This window comes from Quadrisphaera sp. INWT6 (assembly GCF_015390235.1).
GTDB lineage: Bacteria > Actinomycetota > Actinomycetes > Actinomycetales > Quadrisphaeraceae > Quadrisphaera.
This window is the reverse complement of the sequence record NZ_VUOH01000003.1, coordinates 230,393-246,987: the sequence shown is the minus strand read 5'-3', so window position 1 is coordinate 246,987 and position 16,595 is coordinate 230,393. Positions and strand designations below refer to the sequence as shown.

General features: G+C 76.0%; 20 protein-coding genes. 13 read left to right on the top strand and 7 right to left on the bottom strand.

The genetic code is table 11. The annotated features are described in order from the left end of the window. Entirely contained in the window at positions 1–666 is a 666-nt protein-coding gene (locus F1641_RS10995; protein ID WP_194905470.1) for a TetR/AcrR family transcriptional regulator, read from the bottom strand. 211 nt (positions 667–877) lie between these two features. On the opposite strand from F1641_RS10995, the gene F1641_RS10990 reads away from it, so the two are divergent. The 4 genes from F1641_RS10990 to F1641_RS10975 all read left to right on the top strand — a co-directional run bounded on the left by F1641_RS10990 (position 878) and on the right by F1641_RS10975 (position 3,773). Next, positions 878–1,924, top strand: a complete 1,047-nt coding sequence (locus F1641_RS10990; RefSeq protein ID WP_309225562.1) for a PRC and DUF2382 domain-containing protein — start codon at positions 878–880, stop codon at positions 1,922–1,924. 67 nt (positions 1,925–1,991) lie between these two features. Beyond that, a complete protein-coding gene (locus tag F1641_RS10985; RefSeq protein WP_194905469.1) occupies positions 1,992–2,381 on the top strand; it encodes a DUF2382 domain-containing protein in 390 nt (129 codons plus the stop codon). Next, the gene (locus F1641_RS10980; protein ID WP_194905468.1) at positions 2,362–2,877 is read left to right on the top strand and encodes a hypothetical protein; all 516 of its coding nucleotides are present in this window, start codon (positions 2,362–2,364) and stop codon (positions 2,875–2,877) included. Before F1641_RS10985 ends, F1641_RS10980 begins: the two co-directional genes overlap by 20 nt. Beyond that, positions 2,874–3,773, top strand: coding sequence for an alpha/beta hydrolase (locus tag F1641_RS10975; protein WP_309225561.1), 900 nt, complete (start codon positions 2,874–2,876; stop codon positions 3,771–3,773). Before F1641_RS10980 ends, F1641_RS10975 begins: the two co-directional genes overlap by 4 nt. A gap of 85 nt (positions 3,774–3,858) precedes the next feature. Here F1641_RS10975 and F1641_RS10970 read toward each other — a convergent pair whose 3' ends face one another. Continuing rightward, on the bottom strand, positions 3,859–4,461 hold the full coding sequence (locus F1641_RS10970) for a hypothetical protein (RefSeq protein WP_194905467.1): 603 nt from the start codon (positions 4,459–4,461) through the stop codon (positions 3,859–3,861). Between the two features lie 85 nt (positions 4,462–4,546). On the opposite strand from F1641_RS10970, the gene F1641_RS19925 reads away from it, so the two are divergent. After that, positions 4,547–5,203 carry a DUF1360 domain-containing protein gene (locus F1641_RS19925; RefSeq protein ID WP_206691021.1) on the top strand — a complete coding sequence of 219 codons (657 nt, stop codon included), beginning with the start codon at positions 4,547–4,549 and terminating at the stop codon, positions 5,201–5,203. 106 nt (positions 5,204–5,309) lie between these two features. Here the strand turns inward: F1641_RS19925 and F1641_RS10960 are convergent, their stop codons facing one another. The 4 genes from F1641_RS10960 to F1641_RS10945 form a co-directional block, all read right to left on the bottom strand. After that, the gene (locus F1641_RS10960; RefSeq protein WP_194905466.1) at positions 5,310–7,487 is read right to left on the bottom strand and encodes a glutamine synthetase III; all 2,178 of its coding nucleotides are present in this window, start codon (positions 7,485–7,487) and stop codon (positions 5,310–5,312) included. Positions 7,488–7,630: 143 nt separating this feature from the next. After that, positions 7,631–8,206: a class I SAM-dependent methyltransferase gene (locus tag F1641_RS10955; RefSeq protein WP_194905465.1), complete on the bottom strand. Its 576-nt coding sequence runs from the start codon at positions 8,204–8,206 to the stop codon at positions 7,631–7,633. Between the two features lie 24 nt (positions 8,207–8,230). Then, positions 8,231–8,704, bottom strand: a complete 474-nt coding sequence (locus F1641_RS10950; protein WP_194905464.1) for a heme-degrading domain-containing protein — start codon at positions 8,702–8,704, stop codon at positions 8,231–8,233. Further along, entirely contained in the window at positions 8,701–9,543 is an 843-nt protein-coding gene (locus tag F1641_RS10945; RefSeq protein WP_194905463.1) for an alpha/beta fold hydrolase, read from the bottom strand. Before F1641_RS10945 ends, F1641_RS10950 begins: the two co-directional genes overlap by 4 nt. A 137-nt stretch (positions 9,544–9,680) precedes the next feature. Between F1641_RS10945 and yidD the strand changes: the two genes are divergently transcribed. From yidD to F1641_RS10930, 3 genes are all read left to right on the top strand, one after another. Further along, the gene (gene yidD, locus F1641_RS10940) at positions 9,681–9,980 is read left to right on the top strand and encodes a membrane protein insertion efficiency factor YidD (protein ID WP_194905462.1); all 300 of its coding nucleotides are present in this window, start codon (positions 9,681–9,683) and stop codon (positions 9,978–9,980) included. 342 nt (positions 9,981–10,322) lie between these two features. Continuing rightward, a complete protein-coding gene (locus F1641_RS10935) occupies positions 10,323–11,720 on the top strand; it encodes a cytochrome P450 (protein WP_206691020.1) in 1,398 nt (465 codons plus the stop codon). Positions 11,721–11,740: 20 nt separating this feature from the next. Further along, complete coding sequence (locus F1641_RS10930; RefSeq protein WP_194905460.1) at positions 11,741–12,607, top strand: serine hydrolase; 867 nt, start codon at positions 11,741–11,743, stop codon at positions 12,605–12,607. A gap of 53 nt (positions 12,608–12,660) precedes the next feature. Here F1641_RS10930 and F1641_RS10925 read toward each other — a convergent pair whose 3' ends face one another. After that, a complete protein-coding gene (locus tag F1641_RS10925; RefSeq protein ID WP_194905458.1) occupies positions 12,661–13,104 on the bottom strand; it encodes a hypothetical protein in 444 nt (147 codons plus the stop codon). A gap of 623 nt (positions 13,105–13,727) precedes the next feature. On the opposite strand from F1641_RS10925, the gene F1641_RS23860 reads away from it, so the two are divergent. The 5 genes from F1641_RS23860 to F1641_RS10905 all read left to right on the top strand — a co-directional run bounded on the left by F1641_RS23860 (position 13,728) and on the right by F1641_RS10905 (position 16,590). After that, positions 13,728–14,669 (top strand): DUF418 domain-containing protein, encoded by a 942-nt coding sequence (locus F1641_RS23860; protein WP_206691019.1) that lies wholly within the window; start codon positions 13,728–13,730, stop codon positions 14,667–14,669. Further along, positions 14,651–14,911, top strand: coding sequence for a DUF418 domain-containing protein (locus F1641_RS23855; protein ID WP_375541480.1), 261 nt, complete (start codon positions 14,651–14,653; stop codon positions 14,909–14,911). The genes F1641_RS23860 and F1641_RS23855 overlap by 19 nt, the downstream gene beginning before the upstream one ends. A gap of 165 nt (positions 14,912–15,076) precedes the next feature. After that, complete coding sequence (locus F1641_RS10915) at positions 15,077–15,730, top strand: endo alpha-1,4 polygalactosaminidase (RefSeq protein ID WP_375541479.1); 654 nt, start codon at positions 15,077–15,079, stop codon at positions 15,728–15,730. Between the two features lie 27 nt (positions 15,731–15,757). Next, complete coding sequence (locus F1641_RS10910; protein ID WP_194905456.1) at positions 15,758–16,093, top strand: hypothetical protein; 336 nt, start codon at positions 15,758–15,760, stop codon at positions 16,091–16,093. Beyond that, a complete protein-coding gene (locus F1641_RS10905) occupies positions 16,087–16,590 on the top strand; it encodes a mismatch-specific DNA-glycosylase (protein ID WP_194905454.1) in 504 nt (167 codons plus the stop codon). The genes F1641_RS10910 and F1641_RS10905 overlap by 7 nt, the downstream gene beginning before the upstream one ends. Positions 16,591–16,595: the final 5 nt, after the last annotated feature.

The window sequence follows — 16,595 nt, the reverse complement described above, 5'->3', positions numbered from 1 at the left end:
TCAGGCGCCTTCCGTCGGGGTCCGTGTCGAGGAGGTCTGCGGGGCCGGGAAGCCGCGGCGCAGGGTGCTGAAGAGGTGGTCGAGCAGCTCGTCCCAGCGGCGGCGGGCGGCGTCGTCGAGCACGCCGCCGGTCTCCTCCAGCCAGGCGGCGGCCAGGACGGCCATGCCGTTCATGACGGTGGTGGTGACGAGCGCCGCGTCGAGCGGCGCCAGCCCCGGGTGGCGGGCCAGCAGGCGCGCCACCAGCGGCTCCGAGACGTGCCGCACCGCCTCCTGCTGCACGCGCTCGGCGCGGGTGGTGTCTCCGGGACCGTCCACGAGGCGCGAGATGCGCACGACGGCGCTCGCCAGGTCGGGGGCGTGGAGCAGGGCCTCGAGGTCGTCCAGCGGGGCCCCGGGGGTGGGTGCCTCGGTGGCGCCGGCGGCGTCCTCCACCGAGGCGAGGGCCGCCTGCAGCTCGGCCTCCAGGCAGGCCACCACGATCTCGTCGAGGGAGGAGAAGTGGTTGAACAGCGTGCGGCGGGCGACGTCGGCGCGCCCCGCGAGCTGGTCCGCGGACAGGGCGTGGACGCCGTGCTCGTCGATCAGCTCGCGCGCGGCGCCGACGATGGCCGCGCGGTGGCGCGCCTTGAGCGCCGCGCGGCGGTCGAGCTTCTGCTGGAGCACCCGACGAGTATGCACTCGGTGCAACGTTGCGCGCAGGGCAGCGACGTCGGGCAGCTCCCTCGCGCTGCCCATGACTTTCCCCCGCAGAGCAGAACGCTGTAAGTCCGGCGCGCATGGATGCGGTGACGGGGGGTAGTGCCCATCCGTCGAACGGTGGAGAGCACCGGCGTTCACAGGTCCTCTGACAGGCCCCCACGCGAAGGAGTCCCCCGTGGCCCTCGACACCCCCTCGAACGACACCATCGACGCCCTGCGCAGCGCCACCGTCTACTCCTCCGACGGCGACAAGATCGGCCGCGTCGGCGACATCTACCTCGGTGACGACTCGGGCCAGCCCGAGTGGGTCACCGTCAAGACCGGGCTGTTCGGCACCGCGGAGACCTTCGTGCCGCTCGCGCAGGCCACGACCTCCGGCGACGAGATCCGGGTGCCCTACACCAAGGACCAGGTCAAGGACGCGCCCCGCACCGAGGCCGACGGCCAGATCAGCCGCGAGGAGGAGGACCGCCTCTTCGAGCACTACGGCATCGGCTCCGCCGGCGCTGCGGGCAGGGGCACGGACAGCCGCACCGAGACCACGGCCGACAGCACCGGGCGCGGCGACGGCTTCGTCGGCGGCACCGGCACGCACCGCGGTGACTACGAGGGCCTCGACGAGCTGGGCGCCGCCCGCGGTGAGGCCACCGTCCCCGGCGGCACCGGAACCGGCACGGGCGCCGGGCTCGGCACCGACTCCCGCCGCGACCGCTCCGGCGAGGCCGGCGTGCAGGGCCACGACACCTCCGGCCCCACCACCGACGACGCGATGACCCGCTCCGAGGAGCGCCTCCACGTCGGCACCGAGCGCCGCGAGGCGGGCCGCGCCCGCCTGCGCAAGCACGTCGTCACCGAGACCCAGACCGCCCAGGTCGGCACCTCCCACGAGGAGGTGACGATCGAGCGCGAGCCGATCACCGAGGCCAACCGCGGCGCCGCCACCTCCGGGGCGCAGCTGTCCGAGGAGGAGCACGAGATCGTCCTGCACGAGGAGGTCCCGGTCGTCTCCAAGACCGTCGAGCCCGTCGAGCGCGTGCGCCTCGGCACCCAGACCGAGCGCGACACCCAGACCGTCTCCGCCGACGTGAGCAAGGAGGAGATCGAGCTGGACGACGCCGGCACCCGCGCCTCGGGCCGCCACGCCGACCTCGACCTGGACGCCGACGCCGAGCGCGCCGACCAGGGCACCGGTCGCGGCACCGCCCGCGACGGCCGGATCTGACCCGACCGTGACCAGCGCCGGTGGCCCGGACCCCGTGGGGGGCCGGGCCACCGGCGTCCCCTCGCCCGTGACTGAGGTCGTGCTGTCCGCCGAGCGCGTCGAGCTCGGCACCCGGCGCGCACCCCGGGAGCGGGTGCGCCTGCGCCGCGAGGTGGTGACCGAGGAGGTCTCCGTCACCGTGACCGTCCGGCGGGAGGTCCTGCGCGTCGATCGCCAGCCCCTCGGGAGCGACGAGCCCGACGACGGCGGCCCGGCTCCAGCGGGGGAGCAGCCCCCGCTGGAGCTCGTGCTCTCGCAGGAGCGTCCCGTGGTCTCCCTGGAGGTCGTCCCCTACGAGCGGGTGCGCGTGGGCGTCCGCGAGGTCGCCGGCGACACCCGGGTGTCCACCAGCCGCTCTCGCGAGGTGCTCGAGGGCGGCGTCGTCCAGACTGGCGCGGGTGACGCCGGAGCCGGGTGACCTGTTCTTCTCGGGCGGCCGGGGCCTGCAGGGCTGGGTGATCCGGCGCGCCAGCCGCTCGACGGTCGCGCACTGCGGGGTGCTCGTCGAGCGCACCGGACCGGGCGTCTGGCGCAGCCACGAGGCCTACGGCGGTGACGGGCCCGACGGCGGCGGCTCGGGGCTGCGCGAGCGCGTCCGCGACCTGGCCGCTGAGCCCGTCGTCGTCGTGCGCCCCTGGCGCAGCGGCGCCGAGCGCGACCTGGGCCTGGCGCGCAGCCGCGCTCTCCTCGGGCAGGGCTACGACTGGGGTGAGATCACCCGCATCGCCGGGCACCTGCTCCACCTCCCGCCGCTGCAGCGGCTGGGCCTGGCGCTGTCGCGGCCCGACCGGCTCATCTGCTCCAACCACTGCGCCTCGGTGGTGCTCGCGGGCCGCCCCGACGTGCGGCTGCCCCACCCGCCCGACAGGATCTGGCCCGCCCCGCTCCTCGAGGCCCTGGAGACGACGCCGTGAACGACCTCGCGAGCCTGCTCATCCCCCCGGCGATGAGGGCGCTGCGGTTCAACCGCACCTTCGTGACCGCCGAGGGCGCACGTCGCAGGATCCGCGAGGCCACCGTCCGGCCCGACGCGTACGGGCCGCCGCGGACCCTGCGCCGCGACGTCCGCGTCGACGTCGTCCGCGACCGCGGCTGGCCCGTGTACACCCTCACGCCGGTGGCCGGCCCGCCCGTGGGCGGTGTCGTGTACGCGCACGGCGGTGGCTGGGTCAACGAGATCAAGCGGCAGCAGTGGGCGATGGCCGCCGACGTGGCCGCGGGCGCGGGCGTCGTCGTCACCGTCCCCATCTACCCGCTGGTGCCCTGGGGGACGGCGCGCCCGGTGCGCGACCGCGTCGTCGAGCTGGTGCGCGAGAGCGCCGAGCGCCACGGGCGGACGGGGGTGCTCGGGGACTCCGCCGGTGGGCAGATCGTGCTGTCCGCCGCGCTGGCGCTGCGGGACGACGGCGTGCGGCTGCCCGCGACGGTGCTCGTCTCGCCGGCGCTCGACCTGACGTGGAGCAACCCCCGCATCCCCGAGGTGCAGCCCAGCGACCCGTGGCTGGCGACGCCCGGCGGCGTCGTCCTGGCGGAGGCGTGGTCCGGGGGCCTGCCGCTGACCGACCCCGTGGTCAGCCCCCTCTTCGGGGAGCTGGCCGGCTTGGGGCCCCTCACCGTGTTCACCGGGACCCGCGACGTGCTCAACCCCGACGCCCACCTGCTGGCCCAGAAGGCGCGCGCCGCCGGCGTCGACGTCGAGCTCGTCGAGGCCGCGGGCCAGCTGCACGTCTACCCGGTGCTGCCCACGGCACCGGGCCGCGCCGCGGCGGAGGTGCTGGTCGAGCGGTTCTCCCGCGCCCTGCGCCCCTGAGGAGCCGGGCTGCCCCCCCGGGAGCAGCCCTCGGCCGACCGGTCCGGGCCGTCAGGCCGGTCGGCGTCCTCGGCGAGGCGGGCGCTCATGCGCTCGTCCGGGACAGCAGGTCGCCCGCCGTCCGCGTGAAGTACGCGCCGTACGCCGCGGTGGTGAGGGCTGCGCCGCAGGCGACCAGGCCCCAGACGGTGTCCCGGCTCGCGTCCGTGAGCATCAGCGCGGCGAGGCCGGCGAGCCCGACCGCGGTCAGCGCCGTGGCCAGCCAGGTGTCGATGCGTCGCCGGAAGATCCGCGCCATCGGGTAGAAGTGCAGGCCGACGACGAGCGCGATGGTCGGCAGCACCAGGTCGGGCCGTCCCACCGCTGCGAGGACGTTCACCGCCGCGACGATGACGACGCCCTCGAGGGCGAACACGAGGCCGAACGCCCGCCCGCTGCGCCGCTGCCAGCGCTCCTCCTCGGCGGTGACCGCCGTGGAGGCCCGGCCCCGGGTGCGCGCGAGCCGCACCGCCGTCACCACGAACCACGCGCTCAGGGCCACACCCACCGCGGTCAGCGCGGTGCCGACCTCGCCCGGCCAGGTGCCGAGGGTGTTGGCGCTCCAGGCGGTGGTGAAGACCGCCATCAGCACCAGGCCGAGGACGACCCCGTCCAGCAGCGCGCGGGGCGTGGAGCGTTCCTCAGGCACCCGTTGACGCTAGCCCGGGTCCGCCGGTCGGGGCACGCCTCGGGCGCGCGCGATCATCTGCCGCGCGACGGGGTACGGGCGGTGCATGGACCCCAGCGACACCAGCGCAGCCACTGCTGGCACCGACGGCACCTCTGACGGCACCTCCGACGACCGCGGCACCCCGGACACCGACGAGCGGCTCGGCAGGGCCGCGCACTCCCACCGCGGGCCCCTGGCCGCCGCCACCCGCTGGTGGCTGCGCACCCGCCGTGAGTACGAGGAGCAGGGCACCGACCCCGAGGACCGCGACGAGCGCCCGCTGACCGGGTACGCCCTGCTCATGGGCGGGTACGCCATCAGCACCGTCGCCGCGGCCGGGCTGCTCGCGCGGCACCGCCGCGACGCGGCCCTGCCGACCCCGGGCGACCTGGCCCTGATGTCGGTCGCGGTCTACCGCCTCACCCGCACGGTGACCAAGGACGCCGTCGTCGCGCCGCTGCGCGCCCCCTTCACGGTGTTCTCCGAGCCGGCAGGACCGGGGGAGGTGCTCGAGCAGCCGCGCTCGGGTGCGGTGCGGCACGCCGTGGGCGAGCTCATCACCTGCCCGTTCTGCCTGGGGCAGTGGGTGGGGACGGCGGCGGTGGTGTCGTACGCCGCGGCGCCCCGGGCCACCCGGTGGGTGAGCGCCGGCATGACCGTCGTCGCCGCGGCCGACGCCCTCCAGTACGCCTACGCGGCGCTGGAGAAGACGGAGGGCTGACGCGCACCCTCCGCGGAGGGTGCGGTCGCTCAGGAGCGGCCACGACGGGCGTCGGCCCCGCCCCCCGGGGGGAGCGAGGCCGACGCCGGGTGGTGCCTGGGACCGGTCAGAGGATGTGCAGCATCTCCTGGTAGGTCGGCAGCGGCCACAGGTCGTCGGCGACGACGGTCTCCAGCTCGTCGGCGGCCGCGCGGACCGCCGCCATCTTCGGCAGCAGCACGTCGCGGGCGTGCAGGGCGTGGCCCGCGGTGCCGCCGCTGGCGTGGTGGCCGATGGCCGAGCGAAGCTCGGTGACCGCCGACCGCAGCGCGGCGAGCGGAGCGGAGACGCCCTCCAGGAGGGAGGTGTCGGCCTCGACGCCGGCGGCCTTCAGCGCCGCGACGTTCTGGGCGAGCTCGGTCTGGTAGCGGACCGCGGCCGGCAGGATGGTCGTGGAGCCGATCTCCAGCGACAGCTTGGCCTCGACGCCCACGGACAGCGCGTACTGCTCGAGGGCCACCTCGAAGCGGCTGTGCGACTCCTGCTCCGAGAGCACCCCGTAGCTGGAGAACAGCTCCAGGGACTCGGGCGTGATGAGCTCGGGCAGCGCGTCGAGCGTCGTCTTGAGGTTCTTCAGCCCGCGGGCCTCGGCCTCGACCTGCCACTGGTCGGAGTAGCCGTCGCCGTTGAAGATGACCGCGCCGTGGTCGGAGACGATCTGCTCCAGCAGCTTTTGGACGGCGTGGTTGAAGTCCTCGCCGTCGGCCAGCTTGGCCTCGAGCTGGGTGGCCACGTAGTCGAGGGACTCCGCCACGATCGTGTTGATCGTCGTCATCGGCGGGGCGATCGACTGCAGCGAGCCCGGCGCGCGGAACTCGAAGCGGTTGCCGGTGAAGGCGAACGGGCTGGTGCGGTTGCGGTCGCCCGGGTCGGTGGGGAGCACCGGCAGGGTGTCGACGCCGATCGCGAGGGTGCCCTTCTCCTTGGAGGAGGTCGCGCCGCCCTTGGCCACCTGGTCGAACACGTCGGCCAGCTGGGCGCCGAGGAAGATCGAGATGATCGCCGGCGGGGCCTCGTTGGCGCCGAGGCGGTGGTCGTTGGTGGAGGAGGCCACCGAGGCGCGCAGCAGGCCGCCGTGGCGGTGCACCGCGCGGATCACGGCGGCGCAGAAGACCAGGAACTGCGCGTTGTCGTGCGGGGTGTCGCCCGGCAGCAGGAGGTTGCCGACGCTCCCGCCGCCGAAGGAGAAGTTGACGTGCTTGCCCGAGCCGTTGACGCCGGCGAAGGGCTTCTCGTGGAAGAGGACCTCCATGCCGTGGCGCTGGGCGACCTTGCGCATGGTGACCATCAGCAGCTGCTGGTGGTCAGCGGCGAGGTTGGCCTGCTCGAACATCGGGGCGATCTCGAACTGCCCCGGGGCGACCTCGTTGTGGCGGGTCTTGGCGGGGATCCCCACCTTGAACAGCTCGCGCTCGGCGTCGAGCATGAAGGCGAGCACGCGGTCGGGGATGGACCCGAAGTAGTGGTCGTCGAACTCCTGGCCCTTGGGCGGCGTCGCGCCGAACAGGGTGCGACCGCAGTTCAGCAGGTCGGGGCGCGAGAGGGAGAAGCTGCGGTCGACCAGGAAGTACTCCTGCTCCGGACCGCTGTACGACACGATGTTGCCGGGCTCGTCGTGGCCGAACAGCGCCAGCACGCGCTTGGCGTGCGTGGCCATCGCCCGCTGGGAGCGCAGCAGCGGCGCCTTGAGGTCGAGCGCCTCACCGGTGAAGGAGACGAACACCGTGGGGATGCACAGGGTGTTGCCGTTGGCGTTCTCGAGGATGTACGCCGGGCTGGTGACGTCCCAGGCGGTGTAGCCGCGGGCCTCGTAGGTGGAGCGCAGGCCGCCGTTGGGGAAGCTGGAGGCGTCGGGCTCGCCCTGCACCAGGGTCTTGCCGGCGAACTCCGCGATCGAGGAGCCCTCGCCGTCCGGCTCCAGGAAGCTGTCGTGCTTCTCGGCGGAGCGGTTGGTCAGCGGGTAGAAGACGTGGGCGTAGTGCGTGGCGCCCCGGTCCATCGCCCAGTCCTTCATCGCCGAGGCGACGGCGTCGGCGACGGACGGGTCGAGCGGGGAGCCGCTGTCGATGGTCGAGACCACGGAGCGGAACACGGCCTTGGGGAGCCGCGACTGCATGACGTCGCGGGAGAACACGTTCTGACCGAAGATCGCGCCGGGCGCCTCGTGCGCCGCGAACGACGGCGCCGGGGGGACGTAGGACTTGACGGCGCGGATGGCGTCCAGACGGGCGGCGCTGCCGCTCATGCGAGCTCCTCGGGAGTGGGCTGGCGGCGCCGTCCCCGGGGTCGGGGCGCGCCGGACTCGCCCAGAACGTAGGACCGGAATGTTCACATCGTGTTACGCGGGCGTTCCGGCGGTGGGTCGCAGGCCGTCCGGGGACGAACCGGTCAGGCCGGACGGCGGGTGCTGACGAGCAGGCCCGTGCCGACGGGCAGCTCGGCGGTGACCAGGTCCGGGTGCCCCACGAGCGCGTCCCGCACCGCGGTGACGGCCGCGACGTGGTCGGTGCGGTGGTAGCGACTCAGGTCCATGTCGTCCACGAGGAGCACCCCGCCCGGGGCCAGCGCGGCGACCGTGCGGTCGAGCCCGGTCCACTTGCCGCCCTCGGGGTCGGCGAAGACGAGGTCGAAGGTGCCCAGCCCCGGCAGCAGGGCCTCGGCGTCGCCGGTGAGCACCGTCACCGGCAGGTCGGTCGAGCGGACCAGCTCGGCCAGCGCCTGGTCGTGCTCGACGGTCACGACCTCGACGTCCTCGCGGCCCTCCAGGCCCGAGACGACCCACGCGGTGCCGACGCCCACGCCGGTGCCCAGCTCCAGCACCCGGCCGCCGGGCCTCACCGACGCGGCGAGCACCGCCAGGACGCGACCGGTGGCCTGCTCGCAGGAGTGGGCGAAGGAGCGCTCGACGGCGCGGCGCTCGGCGGCCAGCACCGCCTCGGGAACGGGGACGGGGGAGGTCGGCACCCGCTGGACGCTAGCGGCTGACGATCACGTCCGGCGCGACAGGAAGCGCCGCACCGCCTCGACGGACACGGCGTGGTCGACGACGTCCGGCTCGCCCGACGTCGTGAGCGTGCCCACCAGCTCGCCGAGCACCCGCAGCGGCACCGCGCCGCCGTGCGCCTTGAGCTGGTCGTGGTCGACGTCGTCGCGGCCCTCGAAGGGCGTGCCCGCCTCGGCGTGGCGCAGCCGGACCAGCAGCGACGGGTCGCCGAAGCGGTGCACCACCCGCGACTTGCCCTCCAGCCACGGCTCGTTGCTCGCGTCCGTGCTGCCGGTCTTGGCCAGGAACACCGTCTGCCCGCCGAGCTCCACGCGCACCGCGAGGTTCGCACCGCGCTCGCGGACCACCTCCAGCGCGAGGACGCCGAGGTCCACGGCGTCGTCCTGCGTGAAGGAGGTGACGTCGAGCTGCGGCTCGGCGGCGACGGCGTCGGCGGTGGGGTCGGGGTGCTGGCTCATGCGGCCATCCTGTCCGCCTCGACGTGCTCGAGCACCGCCGCCGCCACGGCGTCGGGCTCCAGCTCGGGCACCCAGTGGCCGGTGTCCAGCGTCCGCCGCTGGAAGGGGCCGGTGACCTGGCGCGCCGTGCCCATCACGGTGGCGCGGGAGTAGAAGGGGTCGCGCCACCCGTGGAGGTAGGTGGTGGGGACGGTGACCCGCCCCACCGGACGGCCGCCGAGCGGCAGGGCGCGGTACCAGCCGATGCCCGCGCTCAGCCGCGCTGCGCCGTCGGCCAGCGCCCGGTCGGCGTACCGCTGCGCGAGGTGCTCCGGCAGCTCCGAGCGGACCAGGGTCCGGGCCAGCGCCCCGCCGCTCGCGAGCACCCGCTCCGGCAGCGCCGGCACCTGGAACGCGCCGACGTACCAGGAGCGCAGCCCCTGCGAGGAGCGGAGGACGGCGGCGCCCATCGCGGCCGGGTGCGCCTGCGAGAGCGCGGTCAGGGAGGCCACCCGCTCGGGGTGCCACGCCGCGAGCGCCCAGGCGACGACCCCGCCCCAGTCGTGCCCGACGACGTGGGCGCGCTGGGCCCCGGCGGCGTCGAGGAGGGCGACGGCGTCGGCGACCAGCTCGGTCAGCGCGTACGCGCGGCGGCCCCGGGGGCGGGCCCCGGGGGAGTACCCGCGCTGGTCGGGTGCGAGCACGCGCACGTCGTGACCGACGAGGCGCTCGGCGACGCCGTCGTAGGCGGACCGGTCCTGGGGGAAGCCGTGCAGGCACAGCACAGCGGGCGTTCCCGGGGCGGACGGGCCGAGGTCGGTGACGTCGAAGCGCAGCCCGCTGCGCTGGTAGCTCTCCACCAGCCCGAGGCTGGCACGGTGCGCCCCCGACCACCTCCGCACGGCTCCGGCCCCGCCCACGGCACCGTCCACGACCGCGCCCGTCGCCCCCCGGTGATCGACGCGTGTGATCGGGGCTCCGGGAGCAGCATCGGGCCATGAGCGGACCCAGCCCAGCAGCGCGCCTCGTCGAGCGGGCCATCACCTGGTACCAGGTGCGCCTGTCCCCGAGGAAGGGGTACTCGTGCGCCCACCGGATCGCCCACGGGGGCGACTCCTGCTCCGGCGCCGTGCGCCGCACCGTGGTCGAGAGGGGCGTCTCGCGCTCGGTGCTGCCGGTGGTGCTGCGCTTCGCCGCCTGCTACCAGGCCGTCGCGCTGCTCACCCCCCACCAGCGGGTGCAGGGCGTCTGCTGCTGCGGCCCGATCCCGATCCCGTTCGGCTTCGGGCGGCGCTGACGCAGGCTCACGACCTGCGGTGAGCCGGGTCGGCCGTCACCGCGCGGTGCGTTGACGAAACGATCAGAAACATCGTACGTTCCGGGGGACCGCAGTCCGGGGCGTCCAGCAGCCCCGGACGGCTGCGGCCGCCTGCCGGTGGCGGTGGCGCGTGAGAGCCCCCACTCCGCGTCACCGCTGCCTCAAGGAGAGCCGGCTCACCGCCTCCCGGGCCGGCGCCGGCGTCCGGCGCGTGAGCGGTCTACCGGTCGTCCTCGGCGGGGGGTGCCACGCCGTCCTGCTCCTGCACGGCGCCTCCGGCTCGCGCTGATCGGTTCGCGCTCCCGGCCCGAGGGGCACACCGTGGTGGAGGTGCTGGACCGCCTGCTCGCCACCCGCTCCGCCGCCCGGGCCGCCCGCCGTCGGCGCGTGCCCGCCGTCTCGGCCCTCGACGCGGGGCGCCTCGTGCTGGGGGTGCTGGTCCCCGTCGCGGCGCGCGGGGCGATCGTCCGCCGTCCTCGCCTCGAGGCCGCGGCGGCCCGCCTCGACCTCGACGCGCGCGCCGTCCGCACGGTGACCCGCCTGCGGGAGCGCCACGGACCCGACCCCGTCCACCTGCGCCTGCCGGGCCGGTCCTTCGTGGTCCCGGTCGAGCCCGGCGACGTCCGCCGCGTCCTCGACGGCGCCCCCGAGCCCTTCTCCCCGGCGTCTCCGGAGAAGCGCGGGGCGCTGGCCCACTTCCAGCCCCGTGGCGTCCTCATCAGCTCGCCCCGGAACCGGCGCGAGCGGCGCCCGTTCAACGAGTCGGTGCTCGACGCGGGCCAGCCGCTCCACCACCTGGCGGGTCCCTTCGCGGCGGTGGTCGCCCAGGAGGCCGAGCAGCTGGCCGAGCAGGCCCGGGCGGAGGGCGCCCTGAGCTGGTCCCTGCTGTCCCGGGCCTGGTGGCGGTCCGTCCGCCGGGTGACCCTCGGGGAGGCCGCGCGCGACGACGAGCAGGTCACCGACGACCTCCTCGCCCTGCGCCGTCGCGCCAACTGGTCGGGCCTGGCGCCCGTCGACCACCGCCGCCGCGAGCGCTTCCTCGGCCGGGTGGGCGAGTACGTCGACGCCGCGGAGCCGGGCAGCCTGGCCTCGCTCGTGGCCGGCACACCGGCCCGGCCCGGCGTGGCACCGCACGAGCAGGTGCCGCAGTGGCTCTTCGCCTTCGACGCTGCGGCGTGGGCCTCGTCGCGGGCGCTGGACCTCCTGGCCGCGCACCCCGATGCGGCCCGCCGGGTGCGGGAGGAGGCGCCTGCGCCGTCGACCGACCCCGCGGCTCCGGTCGCACGACGACCGGTGCTGCGGTCGGTGGTGCTGGAGTCGCTGCGGCTGTGGCCCACCACCCCCGCCGTCCTGCGCCAGACCACGGCGACGACGGCCTGGCGCACCGGCGAGCTGCCCGAGCGCACCGGCGTGCTCGTCTTCGCCCCCTTCTTCCACCGCGACCCCTCCCGGCTGGCGCAGGCTCACCGCCTCGCCCCCGAGCTGTGGCTCGACGCCGACGGGCAGGAGGACCCGAGCGGTGCGACGGACTGGCCGCTGGTGCCCTTCAGCGCCGGGCCGGGCATGTGTCCCGGTCGCGGCGTGGTGCTGCTGACGACGAGCACGCTGCTCGCCTCGCTGGCGCAGGGGGAGTGGCGTCCGGAGCGGCCCCGCCTGTCGGCCGAGCGGCCCCTGCCCGGCTCGCTCGACCCCTTCGCGCTGCGGCTCCTGCCCGCCTGAGCGGCGGGCAGACTGGCGCCGTGGGCCGCGCGCAGACCGTCCTCGACCAGCTCGTGGAGGACGCCGACGAGCTGGGCTTCGGCGCCCACGCGGTCCAGGTCCAGGTTGGTGACGAGCGCGTGGTGCACCGCTGGAGCGACGACGTCGCGCGCGACATCCAGTCGGTGGCCAAGGGCATGTGCGTGCTCGCTGCCGGCACCGCCAGCGACGCAGGGCTGTTCGACGTCGACGCCCCGGTGGCCGGGTACCTGCCGGAGCTGGCCACCGGTGCCGGCACGGACACCGTCACCACGCGCCACCTCCTGGGGATGACCAGCGGCATCGAGATGCCCTGGTCACCGACGTGGACGACCGACGTGCCCGACGTCGCCGCCGCGTTCCTGGCCCGGCCGGCGCCGGGGCGCGCCTTCCACTACTCCTCGGCGAGCACCTACACCGCGATGCGCGCCCTCGCGGCGGCGGTCGGCGACGTGCACGACTGGCTGCGCCCGCGGCTGTTCGAGCCCCTCGGGATCGACGCCCCCGACTGGGACCGCTGCCCGCTGGGGTTCGTCGAGGCCGCCGAGGGCCTGCACCTGCGCAGCGAGGAGCTGGCGCGCCTCGGCCAGCTGCTCCGCGACCGCGGCGCCTGGGAAGGGCGCCAGCTCGTCTCCCCGCGGTGGGTCGACGCGATGCACTCCGACTGGACGGCGCGCGACGGCGCGGGGCCGGGGTACACCCGCTACGCGCTCGCGGGCTGGGGCGGTCCCGGTCGTGCCTGGCGGCTGCACGGCGCCCACGGCCAGGTGCTGCTCCTCCTCGACGACGCCGTCGTGACGGTCACCGCCGACGACCACGCCGGCGCGGACCCGTTCCTGCGGCGCGCGGTGGAGGCCCTCGACCGCTGACGGTCGGCGGTCGGCGGTCGGACAGACGCGACCCCGTCGTGCGGCGCCGGGCGTCACCGCCAGCGCGACCTGAGGACCTCCCGCACGAGGACGTCGACGCTGCGCTGCACCGCTGCCCCCGTCGGCTCCGCGGACGACGGCGAGCTCGCTGCTGAGCCGCTGCCCGTTGCCCGCTGCGCCAGGTCCTCGCTGAGCCGGCCGCTGGCCAGCAGCGCGTCCAGCAGGACCCGCCTCGCGGCGGGCCGGTCGGCCTCGTCGGGGAGGCGCACCGCGCAGACCTCGAAGGCGTCCAGCTCGTCGAGGTCCTCCCGCGAGCGGACGAGCGCGCCGACCCGGCCCCGCTCCGGGTCGGCGTCGGTCAGGTGCACCCAGGCGCGGACGTGGGGGTCGAGCGTCGTCGTGCCCGCGTGGACGACCCGCCCGGTCGGCAGGTGCACCCACGCGTACAGCCACGGCCGGGTGGCCGCGACCCGCGCGCCGGTGACGGAGGAGCGCAACGCCTCCGGCTCGCGGCGCAGCGCTGCGGCGAGCGAGGTCCACCACGGGTCACGTCGTCGCGCACGTCCCGGCGGGCGAGCCCGGCGTGCTCGGCCGTCACCTGCGCCATCCGCCGCCGCCCGCGCCGCGTCCACCGCAGCCGCTCGTGCGGCACCCCCGGCCCGAACCAGCCGCCGGAACCTCGCCGCATGCGTCCTCCGCTCGTCGTGTGGTGCTCCGGGGGCCAGCACGTGGACCTCGGCGAGCCGTGCAGCGTCAGCGGCGCTCGCCGGGCGGGCCCCGAGGTCGCGCGTGGCCATCTGCGCACGGTAGCGACCACCACCCAGCCCCTGGTCGGTCTCGCGCGGACTGCCCCACGCCAGCTGACCGCGGTCAGTGCTGGAGGTGACCGCGGTCAGTCGTCGCGGTGTCGGCCCAGGAGCGCACCACGGCAGGTGACCGCGGTCAGTGCTGGAGGTGACCGCGGTCAGTCGTCGTGGCGTTGGCCCAGGAGCGCACCACGCCAGGTGACCGCGGTCACCGCGATGCTGACCGCGGTCAGCTGGAGCGCGCAGGGCGCGAGCTCGCACGGGCCGCAGGTCGCTGAGCCCGCCAGCGCAGCGGCCCCTGACAGGGTGGGGGAGTGACAGGACCCCTGCCGCGCACCGAGCGAGCCCTCGCGCCCGACCTGGCCCGGGGCCTGGCGCTGCTGGGCATCGCCCTCGCCAACGCCCCGCTGCACCTGACCGGGCTGGCGCTCGGCCCGGGGTTCCGCCCCGAGGAGGCCGGCCCCGCCGACCGGGTCGTCGACGCGGTGGTCGGCACCTTCGTGGACGACCGAGCCTTTCCGGTGTTCACGGCGCTGTTCGCCTTCGGGATCGTCGTCATGTCGCGCCGGATGTGGGACGCGGGCCTGCCGTGGCCGCAGGCGCGGGCGGTGCTGCTGCGCCGGTGCGCCTGGCTCGCCGTCTTCGGCCTCGTCCACGGCGTGCTCCTGTTCGACGGCGACATCCTGCTGAGCTACGGCGTGCTCGGGCTCGGGGTCGTCGGCATCTGGCTGCGCGCCTCCGACCGCGCGCTGCTGTGGTGGGGCGGGCTCGCGCTGCCGCTGGCCGTCGGCTTCGCAGCCTTCGACGGGTTCTCGACGCCCGTGGGTGAGGAGGGGCTGTTCGGGCTCTCGTCCGAGACCTTCGCGGGCGGTCTGCTCCTGCGGGCCGTGGGGGCACCGGCGCTCCTGGCGGTCTCGCCGCTGCTGGTGCTCATGCTCCTGCCGCCGGCGGTGCTCGGGCTGCTCGCTGCCCGCCGCGGCGTCCTCGAGCGGCCCGAGGAGGACCTCCCGCTGCTGCGGCGCGTCGCGCTGGGCGGCATCGCGGTGAGCGTCCTGGGTGCGCTGCCGCTGGTCGCGGCATCCCTGCAGCTGGTCGCCTGGCCGACCTGGGCCGACGCCGCCGCCGCGGCGCTGCACGGGCTCACAGGCCTGGCGGGGGCCGCGGCCTTCCTCGCGGGGTGGCCTGGTTCGTCGCCGTCCGGGAGGCCGGCGGTCCGGTCACGGGTGCGCTGGTCGCGGTGGGACGGCGTTCGCTGACCTGCTACCTCCTGCAGAGCCTCGTCATGGTGCCGGTGCTCGCCACCTGGGGGCTCGGCCTCGGCGACGGCAGCGGCACCGCCGTCGTCTCGCTGGTGGCGGTGGGCACCTACCTGCTGGGCGTCGCCCTCTGCGTGGCGCTCGAGCGCGCGGGACGCGCCGGCCCCGCCGAGGTGCTCCTGCGGCGGCTCACGTACGGACCGCGCCCGCAGACCGGCGCGGTCGCCGGAGCACCCCGGTGAGCGTTCGCCGCGCCGTCGTCGTCGTGCCGTGCGCGGGCCGCCGCGTGCCTGGCCCTGGTCGGCTGCTCGACGGCGCAGGCTCCCGGGTGGGCGGCGCCTCCGGCCGGCGCGGCCTTCGACTACCAGCTGGGAGGCCCCTACCCGCCCGCGCCGGGGGTCGAGGTGGTGGTCCGCGACCGCACCGCCGAGCCCGCCGACCTCGGGTACGACGTCTGCTACGTCAACGGCTTCCAGACCCAGCCGCAGGACTCCGCGGCCTTCGCCGCCGACCACCCCGAGCTGCTCGTGCAGACCGGTGACGGACCCCTCGCCGACCCCGGGTGGCCCGACGAGCTGCTGTTCGACACCTCCACCGCGGCGAAGCGCCAGGCCCTCGTGGAGCTGGTGGGCCCGTGGGTCGAGGGGTGCGCCGACGACGGCTACGACGCCGTCGAGGTCGACAACCTCGACAGCTGGACCCGCTCCGGGGGAGCGCTGAGCGCCGACGACGACGCGGCGCTCGCGGTGGCGTACGCCGAGGTGGCCCACCGCGCAGGGCTAGCGATCGCGCAGAAGAACACCCCGGAGCTCGCCGGGCGGCTGCGCGAGGCCGGGTTCGACTTCGCCGTGGCCGAGTCGTGCGCGGTCTTCGACGAGTGCGACGCCTACCTCGCCCACTACCCGGTGCTCCTCGACGTCGAGTACACCGACGAGCTGGGCGCCGACGGGTTCGCCGAGCTGTGCCGGGACTCCGACCGGCCGCCGCAGGTGGTCCTGCGCGACCAAGACCTGCTCACCCCCGACGACGACGGGTACGCCTTCGAGACCTGCGGCGACTGAGCGCGGCCGCTCGGGCACGATGGCGGTGTGGGCTGGGACGAGCTGGCGCCGTGGGGCACGCGCAGCGAGCTGCTCGAGCCGCCGCCGACCGGGGCCGACCGGCGACGGGTCGCCGACGCGCTGCGCCTGCTGAGCACCACGACCGGTGCGGAGGTGGACCTGGACGCCGTGCCCGCCGAGGCCGTGGCGCGCTGCCGTGCCGCCCGGACGCGGCTGGCCGGCCGCCCGACCACCGTTGTCCACGGCGACCCCGACCACGGCAGCGTCCGGGTGACCGCACAGCGGGTCGCGCTCGTCGACGGTGACGACGAGTGCTCCCGGCGCCGCCCGAGCGAGGTGCGGCCAGCGTGGTGCCCGTGCTGAGGGACCACTGGCGCCCGGGCCTGCGGGTCGTCGTCGTCAGCCCCGCGGTGACCGCCTGCGCGGCGGGTCGCGGCCACCACCACGCCGGCCCCGGCGACGGCTTCTACGACCTGCTGCACGCCTCGGGCATCACCGCCCGCCGCTACGCGCCGGAGGAGGACGCCCTGCTCCCGGAGGCCGGCGTGGGGCTGGCGCACCTGGTGCACGACCCGGCCCGGCCGCGCGGGCGGGCCACCGGCGCCGACCTCGGAGCCTTCCGGGCGCGGGTCGAGCAGGCCGCCCCCGCGTGGGTCGCCTTCCACGGCAAGGCCGCTGCGGCGGCGTGGGCCGCCGGGGCGGGGCACCCGCCGCTCGGGCTGGGGGAGGCGCCGTGGACCGTGGCGAGCAGCCGCGTCTTCGTGCTCCCCAGCGCCTCGGGCGCCAACCGGCGCGCCAGCTACGACGGGCGCCCGACCCGCCTGGAGTGGTGGGCCGAGCTGGCGGACCTCATGCGCTGACGGCG

Excerpts from the sequence above, each read along its gene's own strand:
- F1641_RS19925 (WP_206691021.1), top strand. The coding sequence starts at position 4,547 with ATGGACCCCAGCGACACCAGCGCAGCCACTGCTGGCACCGACGGCACC.
- F1641_RS10960 (WP_194905466.1), bottom strand. The coding sequence starts at position 7,487 with ATGAGCGGCAGCGCCGCCCGTCTGGACGCCATCCGCGCCGTCAAGTCC.
- F1641_RS10950 (WP_194905464.1), bottom strand. The coding sequence starts at position 8,704 with ATGAGCCAGCACCCCGACCCCACCGCCGACGCCGTCGCCGCCGAGCCG.
- yidD (WP_194905462.1), top strand. The coding sequence starts at position 9,681 with ATGAGCGGACCCAGCCCAGCAGCGCGCCTCGTCGAGCGGGCCATCACC.